Origin of the sequence: Streptomyces rubradiris (assembly GCF_016860525.1) — a bacterium.
Classification (GTDB): domain Bacteria; phylum Actinomycetota; class Actinomycetes; order Streptomycetales; family Streptomycetaceae; genus Streptomyces; species Streptomyces rubradiris.
This window is the reverse complement of sequence record NZ_BNEA01000010.1, coordinates 1-14,831: the sequence shown is the minus strand read 5'-3', so window position 1 is coordinate 14,831 and position 14,831 is coordinate 1. Positions and strand designations below refer to the sequence as shown.

Annotated in this window: 14 protein-coding genes; 8 read left to right on the top strand and 6 right to left on the bottom strand. The window is 69.0% G+C overall.

Annotated features, from left to right (window positions below):
* The first annotated feature begins 123 nt into the window (after positions 1-123).
* Positions 124-1,602 (top strand): DUF2637 domain-containing protein, encoded by a 1,479-nt coding sequence (locus Srubr_RS12540; protein ID WP_189998214.1) that lies wholly within the window; start codon positions 124-126, stop codon positions 1,600-1,602.
* Between the two features lie 183 nt (positions 1,603-1,785).
* Here Srubr_RS12540 and Srubr_RS12535 read toward each other — a convergent pair whose 3' ends face one another.
* The 6 genes from Srubr_RS12535 to Srubr_RS12510 form a co-directional block, all read right to left on the bottom strand.
* Positions 1,786-2,133: a hypothetical protein gene (locus Srubr_RS12535; protein WP_189998213.1), complete on the bottom strand. Its 348-nt coding sequence runs from the start codon at positions 2,131-2,133 to the stop codon at positions 1,786-1,788.
* Positions 2,134-2,223: 90 nt separating this feature from the next.
* Positions 2,224-2,700, bottom strand: coding sequence for a hypothetical protein (locus Srubr_RS12530; protein WP_203854992.1), 477 nt, complete (start codon positions 2,698-2,700; stop codon positions 2,224-2,226).
* Positions 2,697-3,335: a hypothetical protein gene (locus tag Srubr_RS12525; RefSeq protein WP_203854991.1), complete on the bottom strand. Its 639-nt coding sequence runs from the start codon at positions 3,333-3,335 to the stop codon at positions 2,697-2,699. The genes Srubr_RS12530 and Srubr_RS12525 overlap by 4 nt, the downstream gene beginning before the upstream one ends.
* Positions 3,336-3,626: 291 nt before the next feature.
* Positions 3,627-4,325, bottom strand: a complete 699-nt coding sequence (locus tag Srubr_RS12520; RefSeq protein ID WP_189998211.1) for a hypothetical protein — start codon at positions 4,323-4,325, stop codon at positions 3,627-3,629.
* Between the two features lie 155 nt (positions 4,326-4,480).
* Positions 4,481-5,161, bottom strand: coding sequence for a hypothetical protein (locus Srubr_RS12515; RefSeq protein ID WP_189998210.1), 681 nt, complete (start codon positions 5,159-5,161; stop codon positions 4,481-4,483).
* 41 nt (positions 5,162-5,202) lie between these two features.
* Complete coding sequence (locus Srubr_RS12510) at positions 5,203-6,228, bottom strand: peptidoglycan DD-metalloendopeptidase family protein (protein WP_413790255.1); 1,026 nt, start codon at positions 6,226-6,228, stop codon at positions 5,203-5,205.
* Between the two features lie 466 nt (positions 6,229-6,694).
* Between Srubr_RS12510 and Srubr_RS12505 the strand changes: the two genes are divergently transcribed.
* The 7 genes from Srubr_RS12505 to Srubr_RS12475 form a co-directional block, all read left to right on the top strand.
* Positions 6,695-7,555, top strand: coding sequence for a hypothetical protein (locus tag Srubr_RS12505; protein WP_229926913.1), 861 nt, complete (start codon positions 6,695-6,697; stop codon positions 7,553-7,555).
* Positions 7,552-7,878, top strand: coding sequence for a hypothetical protein (locus Srubr_RS12500; RefSeq protein ID WP_189998208.1), 327 nt, complete (start codon positions 7,552-7,554; stop codon positions 7,876-7,878). Before Srubr_RS12505 ends, Srubr_RS12500 begins: the two co-directional genes overlap by 4 nt.
* Positions 7,878-8,645 (top strand): hypothetical protein, encoded by a 768-nt coding sequence (locus Srubr_RS40580; RefSeq protein WP_229926912.1) that lies wholly within the window; start codon positions 7,878-7,880, stop codon positions 8,643-8,645. The genes Srubr_RS12500 and Srubr_RS40580 overlap by 1 nt, the downstream gene beginning before the upstream one ends.
* Complete coding sequence (locus tag Srubr_RS12490) at positions 8,638-10,494, top strand: hypothetical protein (RefSeq protein WP_229926911.1); 1,857 nt, start codon at positions 8,638-8,640, stop codon at positions 10,492-10,494. The genes Srubr_RS40580 and Srubr_RS12490 overlap by 8 nt, the downstream gene beginning before the upstream one ends.
* A gap of 6 nt (positions 10,495-10,500) precedes the next feature.
* Entirely contained in the window at positions 10,501-12,033 is a 1,533-nt protein-coding gene (locus tag Srubr_RS12485) for an SCO6880 family protein (protein WP_189998207.1), read from the top strand.
* The gene (locus tag Srubr_RS12480; RefSeq protein WP_189998206.1) at positions 12,033-13,583 is read left to right on the top strand and encodes a type VI secretion protein; all 1,551 of its coding nucleotides are present in this window, start codon (positions 12,033-12,035) and stop codon (positions 13,581-13,583) included. The genes Srubr_RS12485 and Srubr_RS12480 overlap by 1 nt, the downstream gene beginning before the upstream one ends.
* Positions 13,584-14,831, top strand: a 1,248-nt coding sequence (locus Srubr_RS12475) for a type IV secretory system conjugative DNA transfer family protein (protein WP_230426656.1), incomplete at its 3' end; no start/stop codon positions are given.

Below are 14,831 nucleotides of genomic sequence, written 5' to 3'. Positions count from 1 at the left end.
GGGGCTCCCAACCCCCTGGCAACCGTTGATCGGAGAGTCCATGCATCACCAGGCGACGATCGCCATCCGCAGGCCCGCCGGGGCTGAAGGTGTGGTCTTTCGCCGGGGGAAGGTGACACGTTGATGAGCGTCGACAAACTGGTGCTGCCAGCCGGTATCGGCTTCGCGGCGCTCTGCGTTCTGGGTGTCGTCGCGCTCGTCCTGCGCTCGCGCCGCAATCGCGAGCAGGACAAGCTGTCCGCCGAGGAACGAGAGCGGCTGGCCGACGAGCGGCGGAAGTCGTGGCGGCGGCGTCTGGCGGTCATCAGTCTCTCGGTCGCCTTCCTGATCATCTTCTGCATCGCCGGCATCGCGGCCTGGCTGAGCTTCGGCGCCCAGAAGGCATACGCGTTCGACCGCAACGGAGGCTCGTGGGATGCCGCCACGGGATTCGCTCTCCTCCTGGACGCGGGCGCGCTCGGCCTGTCGCTGCTGCGGCTGTTCGAGGCGCTCACGGCCCGCTCCAGTCAGCTGACGCGCTTCTACCTGGTTGCCTTTGTCGTTGCCAGTGCCACCATGAACCTGCTGCACGCACCGTCGCATTCAATCGGTGGGCGGCTCGTCGCGGTGATCCCGCCGCTTGTGTACGCGGTGTTTCTGGAGACCCTGCTCAAGAAGGTCGAGCAGCTGGTCCTCGGCAAGTACCCGAAGCGGAAGGTCAAGAAGAACGCCGAACGGGGCTACAGCCTGCTCCTGTGGGTGCCGTTCGTCGGTTACCCCCGGCAGATGTGGAAGCTGTGGCGTAACGACCTGCACAGCACCATGGAGAACGTCCGTGCTCCGGGCTCCCGAAGGCCCCTTCCGAGGACGGCACCCGCGCCTTCAGCGCCGCAGACGGTGGAACCTCCTCGCCCGCAGGGAGGCGTTGAGCCGAGCTGGCAGCCAGCCGAAGCCTCCGTTACGGCACCTGTGCAGGCAGCACCAGCGCCGGTGCCTCGTCCCGTCTCCCGCCAGCAGCCGCCCGCTGCGTCCGCCTTGCCGAAGGGGGCACCCCCTCCGATAGGTACCGCGGCCGTCGCGGCGCCGTCGCTGCCGAGCCCGACCCCTCAACCGGCGACACCGGCACCGCAGCCGCCTGTCCAGGCCCAGTCGGTACCGCCTCCCCTGGCCCCCGCCGGCAAGTCGAAGAAGGACATGCTCCGCGACGCCTTGGTGGCGCAGATCCAGGCCGGGGACCTGCGCGTCCTGGACGACAACTCGCACGTCAGTAATGGCGCCGCCTACCAGGCGAACAGGCAGCTGGGGAAAGCGGCCGGAAAGGGAACGAAAAACGGCAGGCAAGAGGGACTCATGGCCGAGGGAGCTGTCCGTACGGCGGTGAAGCAACTCCTGCCGGATCTGCGGCAGATCGCTGAAGAACTGGAGCGGGCTCGGCTTGCTGCGGCCGCGGTGCAGCAGAAGGTGCCTGAGGCCGTGCCGGACCATCAGGATGCTGCGCATGGCGGGGCAAACGGCATGGACGAGCCGGGAGAGCGCCATCGGCAGGACGTCCCCGGCATCGGGCACCAGCACAGTGAGGAAGCTGGCGTAAGCCGCGTGGAGAAGGAGGCTGCGCTCGCGTAGCCGGATGGCTCGGGAAGAAGGTCGGGAGGAGGAAGGGCCCGACGGCGACAGCCGTCGGGCCCTTCTCGTGCGGTGGTCCGCCAGTTCTTCAGGGACGGTGCGCTACGGTCACCCGACTCCCTGCGCGGCGTCCAGGCCGCATCACCGGCGGGGAGGCTCTGGTGGCTTTCGGGGCCGCAGGTTTCAGCTGGGGCCGGTCAGGCCGGCAGCTGCGGCTTCCTGGCGCACGTAGGCGGCGGCACCGTCCAGACTCACCCACTGGGATGCAGTTGCCGGAACAGCCCCGCGGTGGCTCGCGTGGATGGCGTCGTGTTCGCGCAACATCACGGCTGACCGCTGGGCTTCTGCCCGTCCTTTCTCGTCGTCCGGGTACAGGGCCACGTGGCGTTGGTCGGCTGCTGCCCGTCGCAGTCGGTACTCCCGTTCCTGGCTCGGTGCGGTGGTGCCGGCCAGATCGCTCTGATACAGAGCGTCGCTGAGCTGGCGCAGTGCCATGGTCTCGCGCATCAGGTCCCACAGTTCATCGGTCATCGCGACTGGCGCCTTTCTGTGATCCGTTCGTCTTCTGGCTGGTGGGGGGCAGATGGTTTCTGCCTGCTCTCCTCGGTCTCCGCGACCGCCTCACAATCGGACGATCAGCAGCGCGGACACCAGAAGCGCCGTCTGGTGCAGAGCCTGGTCCGTCAGGTACACGCCGTTCAGCCCGGTCTTCTCCGGATCGGCGAAGTCCGGAGAGCCGGTGTTCTGCAGAAGCCAGCGCACTGGCCATCGACGATCGAAGAACGCGTGCGTGATGGCCGAGACGGCGAGCCCCGCCGCCAGGCCGGTCCAGGACAGCTGGAGGGGCAGGACAGCCCAGACCAGGACCAGCATGACGGCCATGACGAGGTGGTACTGGGCGACATGCGCCAGGCAGGCGTCCCAGCCCTGCCGCGGATTCGTGCCGGCGGCGACCTCGTCAGCCGACGGCGCCTCCTTGTTTGTTGCCTGCCAGTCGTTCTGGCCGAAGACGTGGTCTGCGAGGTTGTGGCCGACTGCGAGCACCGCCCAGACCGAGCCGAACGTCGCGAGGGTAGTCGCCTGCTCCAGGGGCGTCATCGGGTGTCTCCTGTCGCTGCTCGGGGGCTTCGGCGGATGGTGACGGGAGGGGGTGCGGGAAGGGGCAGACCGCTGATGTCGGCAACCTGCCGACCGGTGAGTTCCCGGTGCTCGACCAGCTCGGCGGCGAGGGTGCGTACATGCGGCCAGAAGCCCGTCAGCAACGCGTCCGCGGCCTCGCACAGACTCAGGTAGTCGAGCGCCTGCCGCCCATCAGGCGCGTCCATCTGCCCGAAGACAACGGCATGCGGCTCGGGAGCGGTCTCCACGATCTGATGGCGGTCGGAGGCGCAGTGCCGCTCGGCGTTCCACAGCCGCTCCGGCGTTGCCAGCCCGACCTCACGCATCCACCGCTCGCCGGCACGCTCGCCGGCCGCCATCGTCACGGCGAAGGACCACCACATGCCGGACCAGGCGGCGAACTGCACGTGAGCCGCGTGCTGGTGGTTCGGGATCGTCGTCACGCGCGTGACCGGGATGCCGTGGACAAGGGCGAGGACGGCATGTCCGGCTTCGTGATGAGCGTCGTGCTGAAGCAGGTCCGCCGGCTCCAGGCCCAGATCGCGCATGAGCGTGAACCCGGGCTGCTGCGCGTGGCGGGTGAAGGCACCGTCGTCGTTGAGATGCCAGGTCATCGGGATACTTCCGGGAACTGCCGGACGGATGCCGACGCAGTGGGAGGGTGCGGTGATCGGCGTGTCCATCCCTCGTGGCCGCGGCCAGCCGGAGGTAGGGCGCCGGCGGGCCTGGTGGGCGAACAGCACGCACGGTCTGTCCCAGGTGGCGGATGGTGCTGTGCTCAGTGCCTGGCCCTGTGCGCCAGGCGAGCGGTGGGTCATGATGGTGGGGCTCCTCGGTTTCGTTGATGCGGATCGGGAGTCCCCGGGGCGCCGCCATGCTGCCGAGCCGTCGGCTGCCCCGGGGTTTCATACACCGAGCGGGTTCAGCTCGTGGTCCTTGCCCTGGCGGGAGGCGGTCACGGTGCTGGTTCCGGCCGGTCCCGACCAGCCGCACCGGCAGCGCGCTTTGACCTTGCCCGGTTCTTCGCTGTCGAAGACGCCGGTCTCGTGCGCGCGCTGCGACTGCGGGGGTTGGGGCGGTTCTCCTCCGTTGGTGTAGAAGGTTGCGCGCTCGGTGTGCTGGGTGACCCAGTGTCGCCAGTCGGCGGAGTCGCCGTCGACGATGCGCTGGTGGCGCTCGGCAACGGTGCTGTAGTGCTGGCTGAGCTCTTCCCCGAGTTCTCGGAAGGTCAGCCGGGCCTTGCCGTCCGGGCCGGTTTCCCGGGCGTAGAGCAGCAGTTCTTCCTTGATCGCGGTCAGTCGCATCTCCAGACGGCGCACGCCTCGGAGGTACGCCTGGAGCAGTTCCTTGTCGATCTCCTGGCCGCTCTGGAGCGCTTCGAGGGCGGCGATTGCGGTCTCGGCCTCGTCGGCGATCGTCCAGGAGGGAAGGCCGCCCTTGAAGGCCAGGATGTAGGAGGTGGCGCCGTCGGGCCAGTAGGCGGTGGGGCCGGCGACGCTGTCCGGCTCCATCACGACCGTCGCGGGCGTCATCGTCTCCGGGTCCAGCGAGATCCTCTTGGTCTCCCACTGGTCCCCCTGGTAGCTGGGGTCGTACGTCGTCACAATCACTCCTCACTCTTGTCGGGGTTTCCCAACAAATCATGTAGGGGTTTCCCAACAAGCGTCAAGGGCTCGTGTGGCATGACAGCAGATTCGCGCCACACGGCAGAGAGCCCCCGGCAAGCCGGGGGCTCTCGTGGAGTTCAGCAGGGGGTGGGCTACCGCTGAGGCTGCGGTGTCTGCTTGAGCCGGTTCTGTACGAACCGGGCGGCCTCGCTCTCGGGGCCGAGAACTGCGGCAACGACCTGGACGAGCCCAGTGCCGATCCCGACGATGTCGGCGGGGTTGGTGACCTGCTGCCAGGTGTGAACGGCACGCCGGACGGAGCCCTGCGTCTGGGCATGAGCCGGTCCGTGCACCTGGATCTGGAGCCCGGTGGTGTGCAGGTACCAGCGTGCGGCGGTGCCCGCGTCACCTGACAGGTACGCGAGCCAGCCGCGCAGTTCGCGCACGTTGATCGTGTAGGTGTGGTGCTGCCCGTACAGCTCGGTTAGCTCCTCGTCCAGCTTTTCCGCCTCGATGCCGGCGAGAGCGAGTCCGTGGCGGTCCTCCGGGCGGTTGAACGCGGAGGTGACCGCAAAGATACGCTCGTGGAATCCCGGCGGGAGGTCTGCCGCCACGGCCTGGCCGGACTTCTGAGCGGCCGGCTTGGCGGCCTCGGGAACGTCCTGGTCCTGGCCGTGGTCGCCGGGCTCCGGCGAGGGAGGCGGTTGGCTCTCGGCGGGAACGGCCTGCCGCGGGGCGGCCTCGGGGCGCTCGCCGCCCCCACGGGTGCTGTCGACGGTGGCCCAGAAGTCCGGGGACACGTGTCCCCAGGGGCGGAAGTGCTCCTCGTGCATGGGCGTTCCTTGTTCGTTGGCGCTGTCAGAGGTAGGCGGCCTCACACGCCGAGGCCCTTTTTCCGCAGGTAGGGCAGCGGGTTCACGTCGCTGCCGTACTCGGGGCCGGTGCGGATCTCGAAGTGCAGATGCGGGCCGAACGCGTTGCCTGTGGCGCCTGAGAGGCCGATGACCTGACCGCCGCTGACGGTATCGCCGGCGGAGATCCGGACTTTGCTCAGGTGGGCGTACTGGCTGTACATGCCGTCGGGGTGCCGGATGACGACCTGGTTGCCGTAGGCACCGCCCCATCCGGCCGTCACCACCTTGCCGGGCCCTATGGCATGGACCGGTGTCCCGCTGGAGGCCAGGAAGTCGACGCCGGTGTGGTAACCGCTGGACCAGGCGCCGCCCTGCTGGTGGTAAGGCGTGCCGAGGGAGGCGTTCACTGGCAGGCTCCATTGGCCCGAGGTCTCCGGGTCGCCGGAGGTGTCCGGCGCGGTGAGCTTCTCGACGTTCGACATGATGATGCGGACGTAGTCGTAGGTCTGGCGGTCGGCGAAGGAGGGCGGGGGGACGCCCTTGTACCTGTCGACCGCTCCCCAGCCGGCGTTGTATCCCGCCAAGGCCAGTTCGATCGGGGAGCCGTTGTAACCGGGGTGCTTCTTGGCCTTCTTGAGCAGCTTGCACATCATCCGTCCCTGCGCCGGGATGGCGTCCTCGGGATCCTTGACGTTCTTCACGCCGTCACCGTTGCCGTCGACCCCTTCGTCGGCCCAGGTGCTGGGTATGAACTGCGCGATGCCGTAGGCGATGGGCCGTCCGGTACGCGGGTCCCTGGAGACAGCCTCGGGGTTGAAGTGGCTCTCCTGCATCAGCTGAGCGGCGAGGACACCAGCGGGCAGGCCAGCATCGCAACTGGAGGCGGCCTTCTCTATCAGGCCCGCGTACCGGGCGGGGACGAAGTCCTTGCCCACGCGGAGGGCGCCGCTGCTCAGGGCGAAGTCGCCGCCGCCACCGTTGCCGTCGTTTCCGACGGACGCGACGAGCAGGACGATCCCGAGGCCGAGGGCCACGGGGCTCATGATGAAGACCGCCGCCAGGAGTGCGATCCCCCGTTTGACGTTCAAGCCATTCCCCCATGAGCCCGTGTTCCGCTGTGGCCGTCGTCTTGCTGTGCGCGCATGGGTCCGTTGCGCTCAGCAAGCGGCCGACGTCCCCCCGGACGACTGAACGCCACCTTGCCACATGCCATTTCCGGTCCCGAAGGAAGTAAGGGCGATCACATGGACGTCACCCACCCGAGGCGCAACAGAACAGGATAAAAGGTCGCTAAGCCGCACGTACTACACAACTGGCTCGGTACATAAAGGAATTGACAGAACCCCCACCTCAGGGGCACCACTGGAGTGTCGTCTGCCCGGCATAGACTCTCAAACACGTGTTCACATCGTGTGACCGTCGCAGTGATTACAGTTGCAATGCGGGGGAGCGTTGGCTACGAAATTCCAACCGGCCGTGACGTTGCCCGGCCAATCACGAGTGCTCGTTCCGGTGTTGGGGGCGTCCGGCGGCAGCGGGCGGTCGACGGTCTCCGGTCTTCTGGCGGCCTCGCTGAGCACGGCGGGCAGCGCCATCGTGCTCGACACCGCCCCGCGGCTCGCCTCGCCCTGGCCCGCCTGGCCGGCCAAGCCGGGTGCCGGGCTCGCCTCGCTCCCTCCGGACGAGCCGTTCACCCGGGCTCAGGTGCAGGCTGCCGCCTCGGAACTGCCTGGGCCCGGCGGGAACTGGCACGTGCTGACCGACCATCAGGAATGGCATCACGGGCAGTTGTCCCTTCCCTCGGCCCCGGCCGCTTGGTACCAGCTCGCCTCAGGGGGAGGCTGGCAAGCGGTGGTGGCCGACACCACCCATCCGGTCGCTCACGACATCGTCACCGCGCGCGCCGGCCGACGCACCGGCCAGACCGCTGCCTGGTGTTCCCTGCCCTTCGCGGTGCCGGTGCTGTGCGCGCTGGCGACCGGCCCGGGCGTGGCTGCTCTCCAGACGGCCGTGAAGGCCGCCTCCGCCGAGGGCCTCCCGCTCCAGCGCACCGTGGTAGCCCTGTCGGTGCCGGGAGAGGGACGTCTGCCTCCGCCGGTGAAGGCGGCCGCGACGATGCTCCAGCCCCAGGTGTCCGCCGTGGTGACGGTGCCGTTCGACTCGCATGTACGCGGCCACGGGATGGCCCAGGCCGACCGCCTTGGCCGTCGCACCTACGAAGCGGGCGCCGCGCTGGCCGCGGCCGTGCTGGACGCCGCTCACCGCGCCTGGGGTCACCCCCTGCCCGCCGCTCCGGTGCCTGCGGCCCTGCCCGATGCCCCCGCAGCTTCTGTTTCCCCCAACCAACCCGCTCCTGAAGGGGTACTCACATGAGCCAGCTGCTCCAGTCCATGCATGACGTCCTGACCCTCGCCGCTGGCGGGCCGGCCGTCCCCGACTTCACACCGACTCTGCCGGACGCGCTGAAGACGCCCACCGGCGAGATCCTCGGGTACACCGCAGGCGGCGGCCTGTCCGGGTGCGTGCTGGGCGGTCTGTCCGGCTGGGCCATGATCGCGATCGGCCACAACTCCGAGCGGCCAACACTCGCCGCGCGCGGCAAGGCCGCCATCGTCTCGTCCGGACTCGCCGCGATCGGCATCGCCGTGACCTCGGGTCTGGTCTTGGGCCTCTACAGCATGGCGAAGGGCTCGTGATGGCGGACTACGAGAGCAAGGCCCGCCGGGCCAAGCTCCGGCTGGCGGTTGGCGGGGCCGCGATCGTCGCGGCCCTGGCCGTCGGTGGCGTTCTCGCCGTCACGGCCTTCGATGACGGCGACACCTCCGGACGGGCAGAGGGGAAGGCCTCGCCCAGTGCCGCACCCGGGACTTCCTCGGCGGCTCCGCGGGACAAGAAGTACACACCGGCTACCAGTCGCCGGGTGCCGTTGCTGAAGGCGGCCAAGCACACCGACGGCATCGGCACCGGGTTCGAGCACTCCTCGCTCGGTGCGACGTCGGCCGCCGTGTCGTACTGGGAGGACCTCGATCTCCTGGACGACGTGACCGCCCGCAGACAGTGGAGCGCCATCGCCGCCAAGGACTCGCCGGCGACCGTCGACCAGGGCGTCAGCGACGTCCGCAAGCTCAGGGAGGCAGTCGGGCTTCCGCCCTCGGGCGGAAGCCCGGACAACGTCACCTTCACCACCTCCGTCAAGGCCGTCCTGACGAGATCGCTGGAGCGGACCGGCGACGTGGTCGACGTGTGGATGGTCTACGACCGCTATGCCTCGGTCCGTGACAAGGGCGCCGACGACAGCCCCCTGCGGGACGAGACCACGCACCTGATCCTGAAGTGGGACAGCGGCGACTGGAAAGTCACCACCGAGGCGAAGTACGCCTCCAGGGTCAAGGGCCCGGTCGCCTACGACCCCGCGAGCGAGTACGCCTGGGCGGCAGGCTGGCGGGAGGTCTCCGATGGCTAGGGCACTGGCCCGGCTGGCGACTCTGCTCGCGGCGGTGCTCGTCCTCATGGCGTCGGGGACGTCGATAGCCCTCGCCGGCGCCAAGCCGCCGGACCCCTTGCCCGCGAACCTGAATGACCACCGCTGGGGGATCAACACCAAGACGGGCGAATACTGCGACCAGGACGACCCGAACGCGGCGACGCGGAAGAACTGCCGCGCGCCGGTCGACTGCGAGGACTTCCCGCAGGACGGCACGACGAGCTGCGTCAGCGAGGGCGTGCCCGAGGAAGCAGAGAAGTTCGAGCTCAACGAGCTGAACCGGTGGCTGGCGAAGGCCGACAAGAACCAGCCCAATTACGAGAAGATCAAGGATTACCTCACCAAGTGTGTCAAAAAGGACGGTAAGTCCTTCGCCCAGTGCAAGGAGGAGGCGAACGGCAAGTGGCCGCCTCCTGCGAAGACACCCATCGACTGGGTGATGGGCAAGATCAGCGAGGCGGCGGCGAACGCTCTGCAGGAGGCGGCCGCAGCCCTCGGCCACTCAGTGGTCTGGCTACTGAAGCAGTTCGCTGAAGCGTTCAACGCCATTTCCAGCATCAACCTGGCGGAAGCGGGCATCAGCCCCGTACTGGGCATCAGCTGGGGGCTGTCGCTCGTCGTCGCCACCTTCCTGCTCCTGGTGCAGTTCGCAAAGGTGGCCGTGTCTCATCGCGGCGGCCCCGCTGCCACCGCCATCGTCGGCCTGGCCAAGTGGGCGGCGATCCTGAGCGTCTACCTTTTCGCAACGCAGGTGGCGCTCAACTGGAGCGACAGCCTGTCGACAGCGCTGATCAACTACTCCTTCGACGGCGGCGGAACCACGTCCGGTGACGCCAGCAAGGCGATGGAGACCCAGCTCGGCACCCTCTTCTCAGGACTGGTCGGAACGGGAGCCGGCGGCACCGCCGGGGCAGCGCTGATCACGGGCAGCGGCATGGCTCCGGCTTCCGTCGGTTTTGTCATCGTGATCTCGATCCTGTGCATCCTGGCGATCGGTGCACTGTGGATGGAGATGCTGATCCGCCAGGCCGGAATCATGATCCTGGTCACGATGATGCCCCTGGCACTGGCCGGACAGATGTCCGACGCCACCAAGGAGTGGTGGCCCAAGGCCCGCAACGCCCTGATCTCGCTCATCCTCATGAAGCCGGTGGTCGTCATCTGCTTCTCGATCGGGTTCTCCGCCATGGCCAGCGGTGAGGGCGTCCGCAACGTGATCGTCGGCCTGATCGTGTTCGTCGTCGCGGCGTTCAGCTGGCCTGTCCTGGCGAAGTTCATCGTGATCACCAGCAACGGCGACGGAACGTCGGCGGCCTCCGGGATGATCAGCAGCATCGGCAGCTCGGTCGGCACCCTCTTCGGCGGCAACCAGCCCAGCCTGAGCGGGGCAGGCATGGTCGGCGGCGGCGCCAACTACACCAAGGCGCTCGAAGGCGAGACGTCGGCCTCGGCCGACGGCGGATCCGCAGGCGGCGGCTTCTGGTCCAAGGCCATGAAAGGACGTGCAAGCGGTTCCTTCATGAGCAAGGCCGGCGGCGTCGTCGGGACCGGCCTGCAACTCGCCGCCGTCGGCAAGGACATCAGCGAGGGCACGTTCCAGAACGCTGCGGCGAACGCGGGCCTGGGCCACGGCGCCCAGGGCGGCCGTCACGTGGTGGTACCGCCCCGCACTGGCAGCGACACCCCTGCGTCGCCGCCTTCCCGGCCGGCCGATCCGTCCCCCACGCAGGAGAGCGAACCCCCGCCACAGGTACCGGCCCGACCGCCACAGCAGACAGCGGCCCGGCCGCCACAGCAGCCCCCCGCCCAGCCCCCATCGAAAAGTTGATGACCTGTGTCCCAGACCGAACCCGCTCTCTACAGCGGATGGCAATCGGAGCGCTCGGGTTTCATCGGCAACCTGAGCGGTCTCGGCTTCGCCCTCGTGGCAGCCGCCGCGATCATCGCGGTCAGCCCCTTCTACACCCACTCCTGGAGCTCGGCGTTCATCGCCTTGCCCGTGTCGTTCCTCCTGCTCGCGCTGGCATACGGCCGGGTCCTCGGCCTGTCGGCAGACGAGTGGATCATCCTCGCAGTTAGGCATCAGATCGCAGTGGCAACCCAGCGCAACCTGTTCTTCAGCGGGCTGTTCGCGCCCCGGGCCAAGGACGGCAGCCAGCCCATGGACCTGCCTGGCCGACTGGCCCGGCTGCACCTGCTGGAGGCTCCCGACGGGCTGGGCGGTCAGATCGGCATCATGCACAACCCCGCACCGGCCGAGAACACCTACACGGCCATCTGCCGGGTGACGTTCCCCGGCCTGGCTCTGATCGACACCGAGCGGCAGAACGCGCGCGTCCAGGGCTGGGCCGCATTCCTGCGCAGCCACTGCAAGGAAGACGGCGCGATCACCCGTATCTCCGTCCACCAGCGCTCCCTCCCGGACGACGGAGCGGCCCTGCGCTCATGGACTGAGCGTCACATCTCCCCCGACGCCCCGCCCGCGGCCGTGCAGGCCCTCGACGACCTGATGGAAGGAGCAGGGCCGGCCGCGACCAAACGCGAAACCTACCTGGCCATCACGCTGTCGGCAGCACGCGCCCGGCTCGCCATCAAAGGCGCCGGCGGCGGACAGATCGGAGCGGCCGCCGTTCTCGTACGGGAGATCAACGCGATGTCGAGCTCGCTGTCCAGCGCCGGGCTCCAGGTCGTGGAGTGGCTCACCCCGCGGGGTGTCGCCCAGGTGATCCGCACGGCCTTCGACCCGGAAGCCCAGCTGGCCCTCTCCGCCCGCAACACCGCGGCGGAAGCCCCCAACTGGCAGGGCGCCCCCAAGGGGGTCGACCCCGAACTCGCCGGCCCGGCCGCCACGGAAGCAGGATGGGGCCTGTACCGCCATGACGGCGCCTGGACCGTCAGCTACCAGGTCCGGAGATTCCCGCAGTCGGAGGTTTACGCGACCTTCCTCCAACCCCTGCTGCGGCCCCGGGCGAACGCGCGGCGGTCGCTGACCCTCGTCTACGAGCCGATCGGCCCCGCAAAGGCCCGCCAGGAACTGGCGCGGGAGAAGACCAAGCGGGAAGCGCAGAGGAAGCTGCGGGCCAAGACGGGCCGGGCGGAGAGTGAAGACGAGCGCCGCGAGGCGATGACCGCACGGGCGCAGGACGTCGCTCGCGCGAGCGGCCACGGCGTCGTCCGGTTCACGGCCCTGATCGCCGTAACCGTAACCGATCTGGGGGAGCTGGAGACCGCCTGTGCGGAACTCCAGGCGGACGCCTCGTCCGCCGGCCTGGAGATCCGCCGGGCCTGGGGTGCCCAGGACGATGCCTTCGCCATCGCGGCCCTGCCGCTGGGGCAGGGTCTGCCCAACCGGCGGGTGGGGATCTGATGGCACTCCCCTTCGGCCGCAAGGACACCGACGACACCAGACTGCGGTCTTCCCGGCTGACCGACTTCCTCGACGAAGCACAGGACCGGCCGAAGCCCAAACAGCTGTCCGCCCGCGAGCAGCGGCGCTTGCGCCTGCTGGAAAGCCCCGAGGCGGCGATGCGGATCGCGCCCCGCAAGGGCTGGAGCCAGCCGTTCGCGGGACGGGTCGCCTCCCTGGCGAAGGCGGAGGTCTTCCGGGCCGACACCGACCGGGCCTCGGGCATCTACCCGTTCCTGCACGCGTCGTCCCTGCCGCCGGTCGGCGTCTACATCGGCTGGAACACACTGACCATGCAGGCATTTTCCGCGCACCCGGCCGTCTGGGTGAGCGAGGGCCTGTGCACGAACCCGAACGTGATGGTGACCGGCATCCCCGGCTCCGGAAAGTCGGCGCACATCAAGGCACTGTGCTTTCGCATGATGGCGCTGGGACACCGCACGCTCGTCGCAGGCGATGTGAAGGGCGAGTACCGTGCTTTGTGCGAGCACCTCGGGGTCGAGCCGGTCCGGCTCGGCCCCGGCCTGCCGGGCCGGCTCAACCCCCTGGATGCCGGTCCGCTCGGTTACGACCTGGAAAAGATCCGCAACCACGCCGTCCTTCAGGCCCGGCTCAAGGAGATCCACCGCAGGCGGCTGACACTGCTGAAGGCCCTGCTCGAACTCCAGCTCCGCCGCAACCTGCGGCCGCAGGAGGAAGAGTGCCTCGATGTCGCTGTCCGCGAGGTCACCGGCCAGTTGCATGGGCAGACGCATCTGAGCGTGCCCACTCTCCCCCTGGTCTACGACAAGCTGCGCGACCCCACCGAGGCCATGGCGCGGGAACTGCGCGTACGGGACGGAGACATCCAGCTGGCCCGGGAGCGCATGGAGTCCCTGCGCAGCGCTCTCGGCGGAATGATCACCGGGCATCTGGGCGGCCTGTTCGATGAGACCACGAGCATCGGTCTGGACTGGAACGCCCCGATCCAGAGCGTCGACATCTCGGCGCTGGAGCAGTACGGCGACGAAACCGTGGCCATGGTGCTCACGTGTGTCTCCTCCTGGGCGCAGTCGGCGATCGACCGGCCGGGAGAGCGGCCGTGGATCGTGGTCCGGGATGAACTGTGGCGGCAGATGCGATCCGGCGGCGCCGCAATGGTCAAGAAGATCGACGCGGACCTGCGCCTGTCCCGTGCGACCGGCACCATCCAGCTGCTGGCCACCCATCGCCTGAGCGACTTCGAGAGCGTCGGCGCGGCCGGGTCGGAAGCCGTGTCCATCGCCAAGGACCTCATCGCCTCCTGCGAGACACGGATCCAACTGGCGCAGGACACCCGTCCGCTGGCTATCACACGCGAGGCGATCGGCCTCACCGACGCCGAGTGCGAGCTGATCGGCAGCTGGGGCGCCGGCCAGCGTGGTCGCGCCCTGTGGAAAGTGGGCCGCGGCGGTGGTTCGCACGCCGTCCAGCTCCTGTTGTCCAGCACCGAAAAGACACTGTTCGAGACTGACGAGAGGATGGTGCTCTAGATGGCCGACAGCAAGGGCGTGGACGACAACACCCTCCTGGCCGCGATCGGCGCCGGCGTCGTCATCGGAACGAGCGCCATCCTGCTCGCGGCCGCGCCGCTGGCCGGGCTGATGACCGGCCGTGGGTGGGCAAGTCCCACGAGAAGCGTGCCCGAGACGATCCTCCTGACCATCAGCCGGGGACCCGGCGCCGCCTACGATCCCGCGCCGCCGACATGGGCATTCTGGATCGTGGCCGTCCTGCTCCTCATCCTGCTGATCAGTGCGGTGGCCGTCGTGCTCCGGGCCTTCGGCGGCCGCAAGCCCCCGGCGGGCGGCGCCCGGTGGGGCGGCAGGAAAACCGAGCTGGAGATGGCCGTGCCGGAGAACCCGCAGGAGCGGCCAGACCGCATCACGGCCGGCCGCGGCCAGCACACCAACAAAATCGTAGCCGTGATCGAGCGCAGCGGGTCGGCCATCGCCTTCGGCCCGCCCGGCTCGGCGAAAACGACCGGACTCCTGCTCGGCAACGCAGCCGAGTGGCAGGGGCCGTGCGTTCTCACCACCACCAAGGCCGCCGACCTGGAGGCCATCTACAACAGCCGCCGGACTCTCGGCCCAGTCTGGGTCATCGCGCCCGCCGGCCTGCCCGGCGGGCGGACGACCGCCCACTGGTCGCCGGTGGACTACGCGTGTGACGCCGATTCCGCCGAGCGCATGGCGGAGTGGATGGCGGACGCCGCCCAGCAGCACTACGACCCGCGCTCCGAACCCTGGATCGCGCAGGCCCGCGCCATCCTCGCGGGCCTGCTTCTCGCAGCGAACATCTCCAAGGGCGGCATCCGCGCATTCCGGGAGTGGCTCGCGCTCGGCCGGGACGCCGTCGACCACGTCCGCGCGATCCTCGAACCGGACTACCCCGAGGTCGCCATGGACTACGCCCAGCCGTGGCTGAAGCTCCATGAAGACGGCGCCGGCAGTGTCCAGTTCACGTTGAATGTGGTCGCCGCCGTTTACCGCAACAGGGACGTCCGGGTCGTCGCGGAGCGCACGGACTTCAGCCCCGAGCAGCTCCTGGACGAGAACGGCACCGTCTGCCTGGTCGCCTCGCCGTCGAACGCGGCGCGGTACGGTCCCCTGTTCACCTCGATCATCGCCTCGATCATCCACGCAGCAGAGGACCGGTTCGAGAAGACCGGCAAGCCGCTGGCCAAGGCCCTGGGCTGCTTCATCGACGAGGCCGGCAACGTCCTGCGGTACCCAAGCTGC

What these genes read in the sequence shown, in the direction of transcription:
- Srubr_RS12540 (WP_189998214.1), top strand. Translation starts at nt 124, where the DNA reads ATGAGCGTCGACAAACTGGTGCTGCCAGCCGGTATCGGCTTCGCGGCG.
- Srubr_RS12535 (WP_189998213.1), bottom strand. Translation starts at nt 2,133, where the DNA reads ATGACCGATGAACTGTGGGACCTGATGCGCGAGACCATGGCACTGCGC.
- Srubr_RS12530 (WP_203854992.1), bottom strand. Translation starts at nt 2,700, where the DNA reads ATGACGCCCCTGGAGCAGGCGACTACCCTCGCGACGTTCGGCTCGGTC.
- Srubr_RS12525 (WP_203854991.1), bottom strand. Translation starts at nt 3,335, where the DNA reads ATGACCTGGCATCTCAACGACGACGGTGCCTTCACCCGCCACGCGCAG.
- Srubr_RS12515 (WP_189998210.1), bottom strand. Translation starts at nt 5,161, where the DNA reads ATGCACGAGGAGCACTTCCGCCCCTGGGGACACGTGTCCCCGGACTTC.
- Srubr_RS12500 (WP_189998208.1), top strand. Translation starts at nt 7,552, where the DNA reads ATGAGCCAGCTGCTCCAGTCCATGCATGACGTCCTGACCCTCGCCGCT.
- Srubr_RS40580 (WP_229926912.1), top strand. Translation starts at nt 7,878, where the DNA reads ATGGCGGACTACGAGAGCAAGGCCCGCCGGGCCAAGCTCCGGCTGGCG.
- Srubr_RS12490 (WP_229926911.1), top strand. Translation starts at nt 8,638, where the DNA reads ATGGCTAGGGCACTGGCCCGGCTGGCGACTCTGCTCGCGGCGGTGCTC.
- Srubr_RS12480 (WP_189998206.1), top strand. Translation starts at nt 12,033, where the DNA reads ATGGCACTCCCCTTCGGCCGCAAGGACACCGACGACACCAGACTGCGG.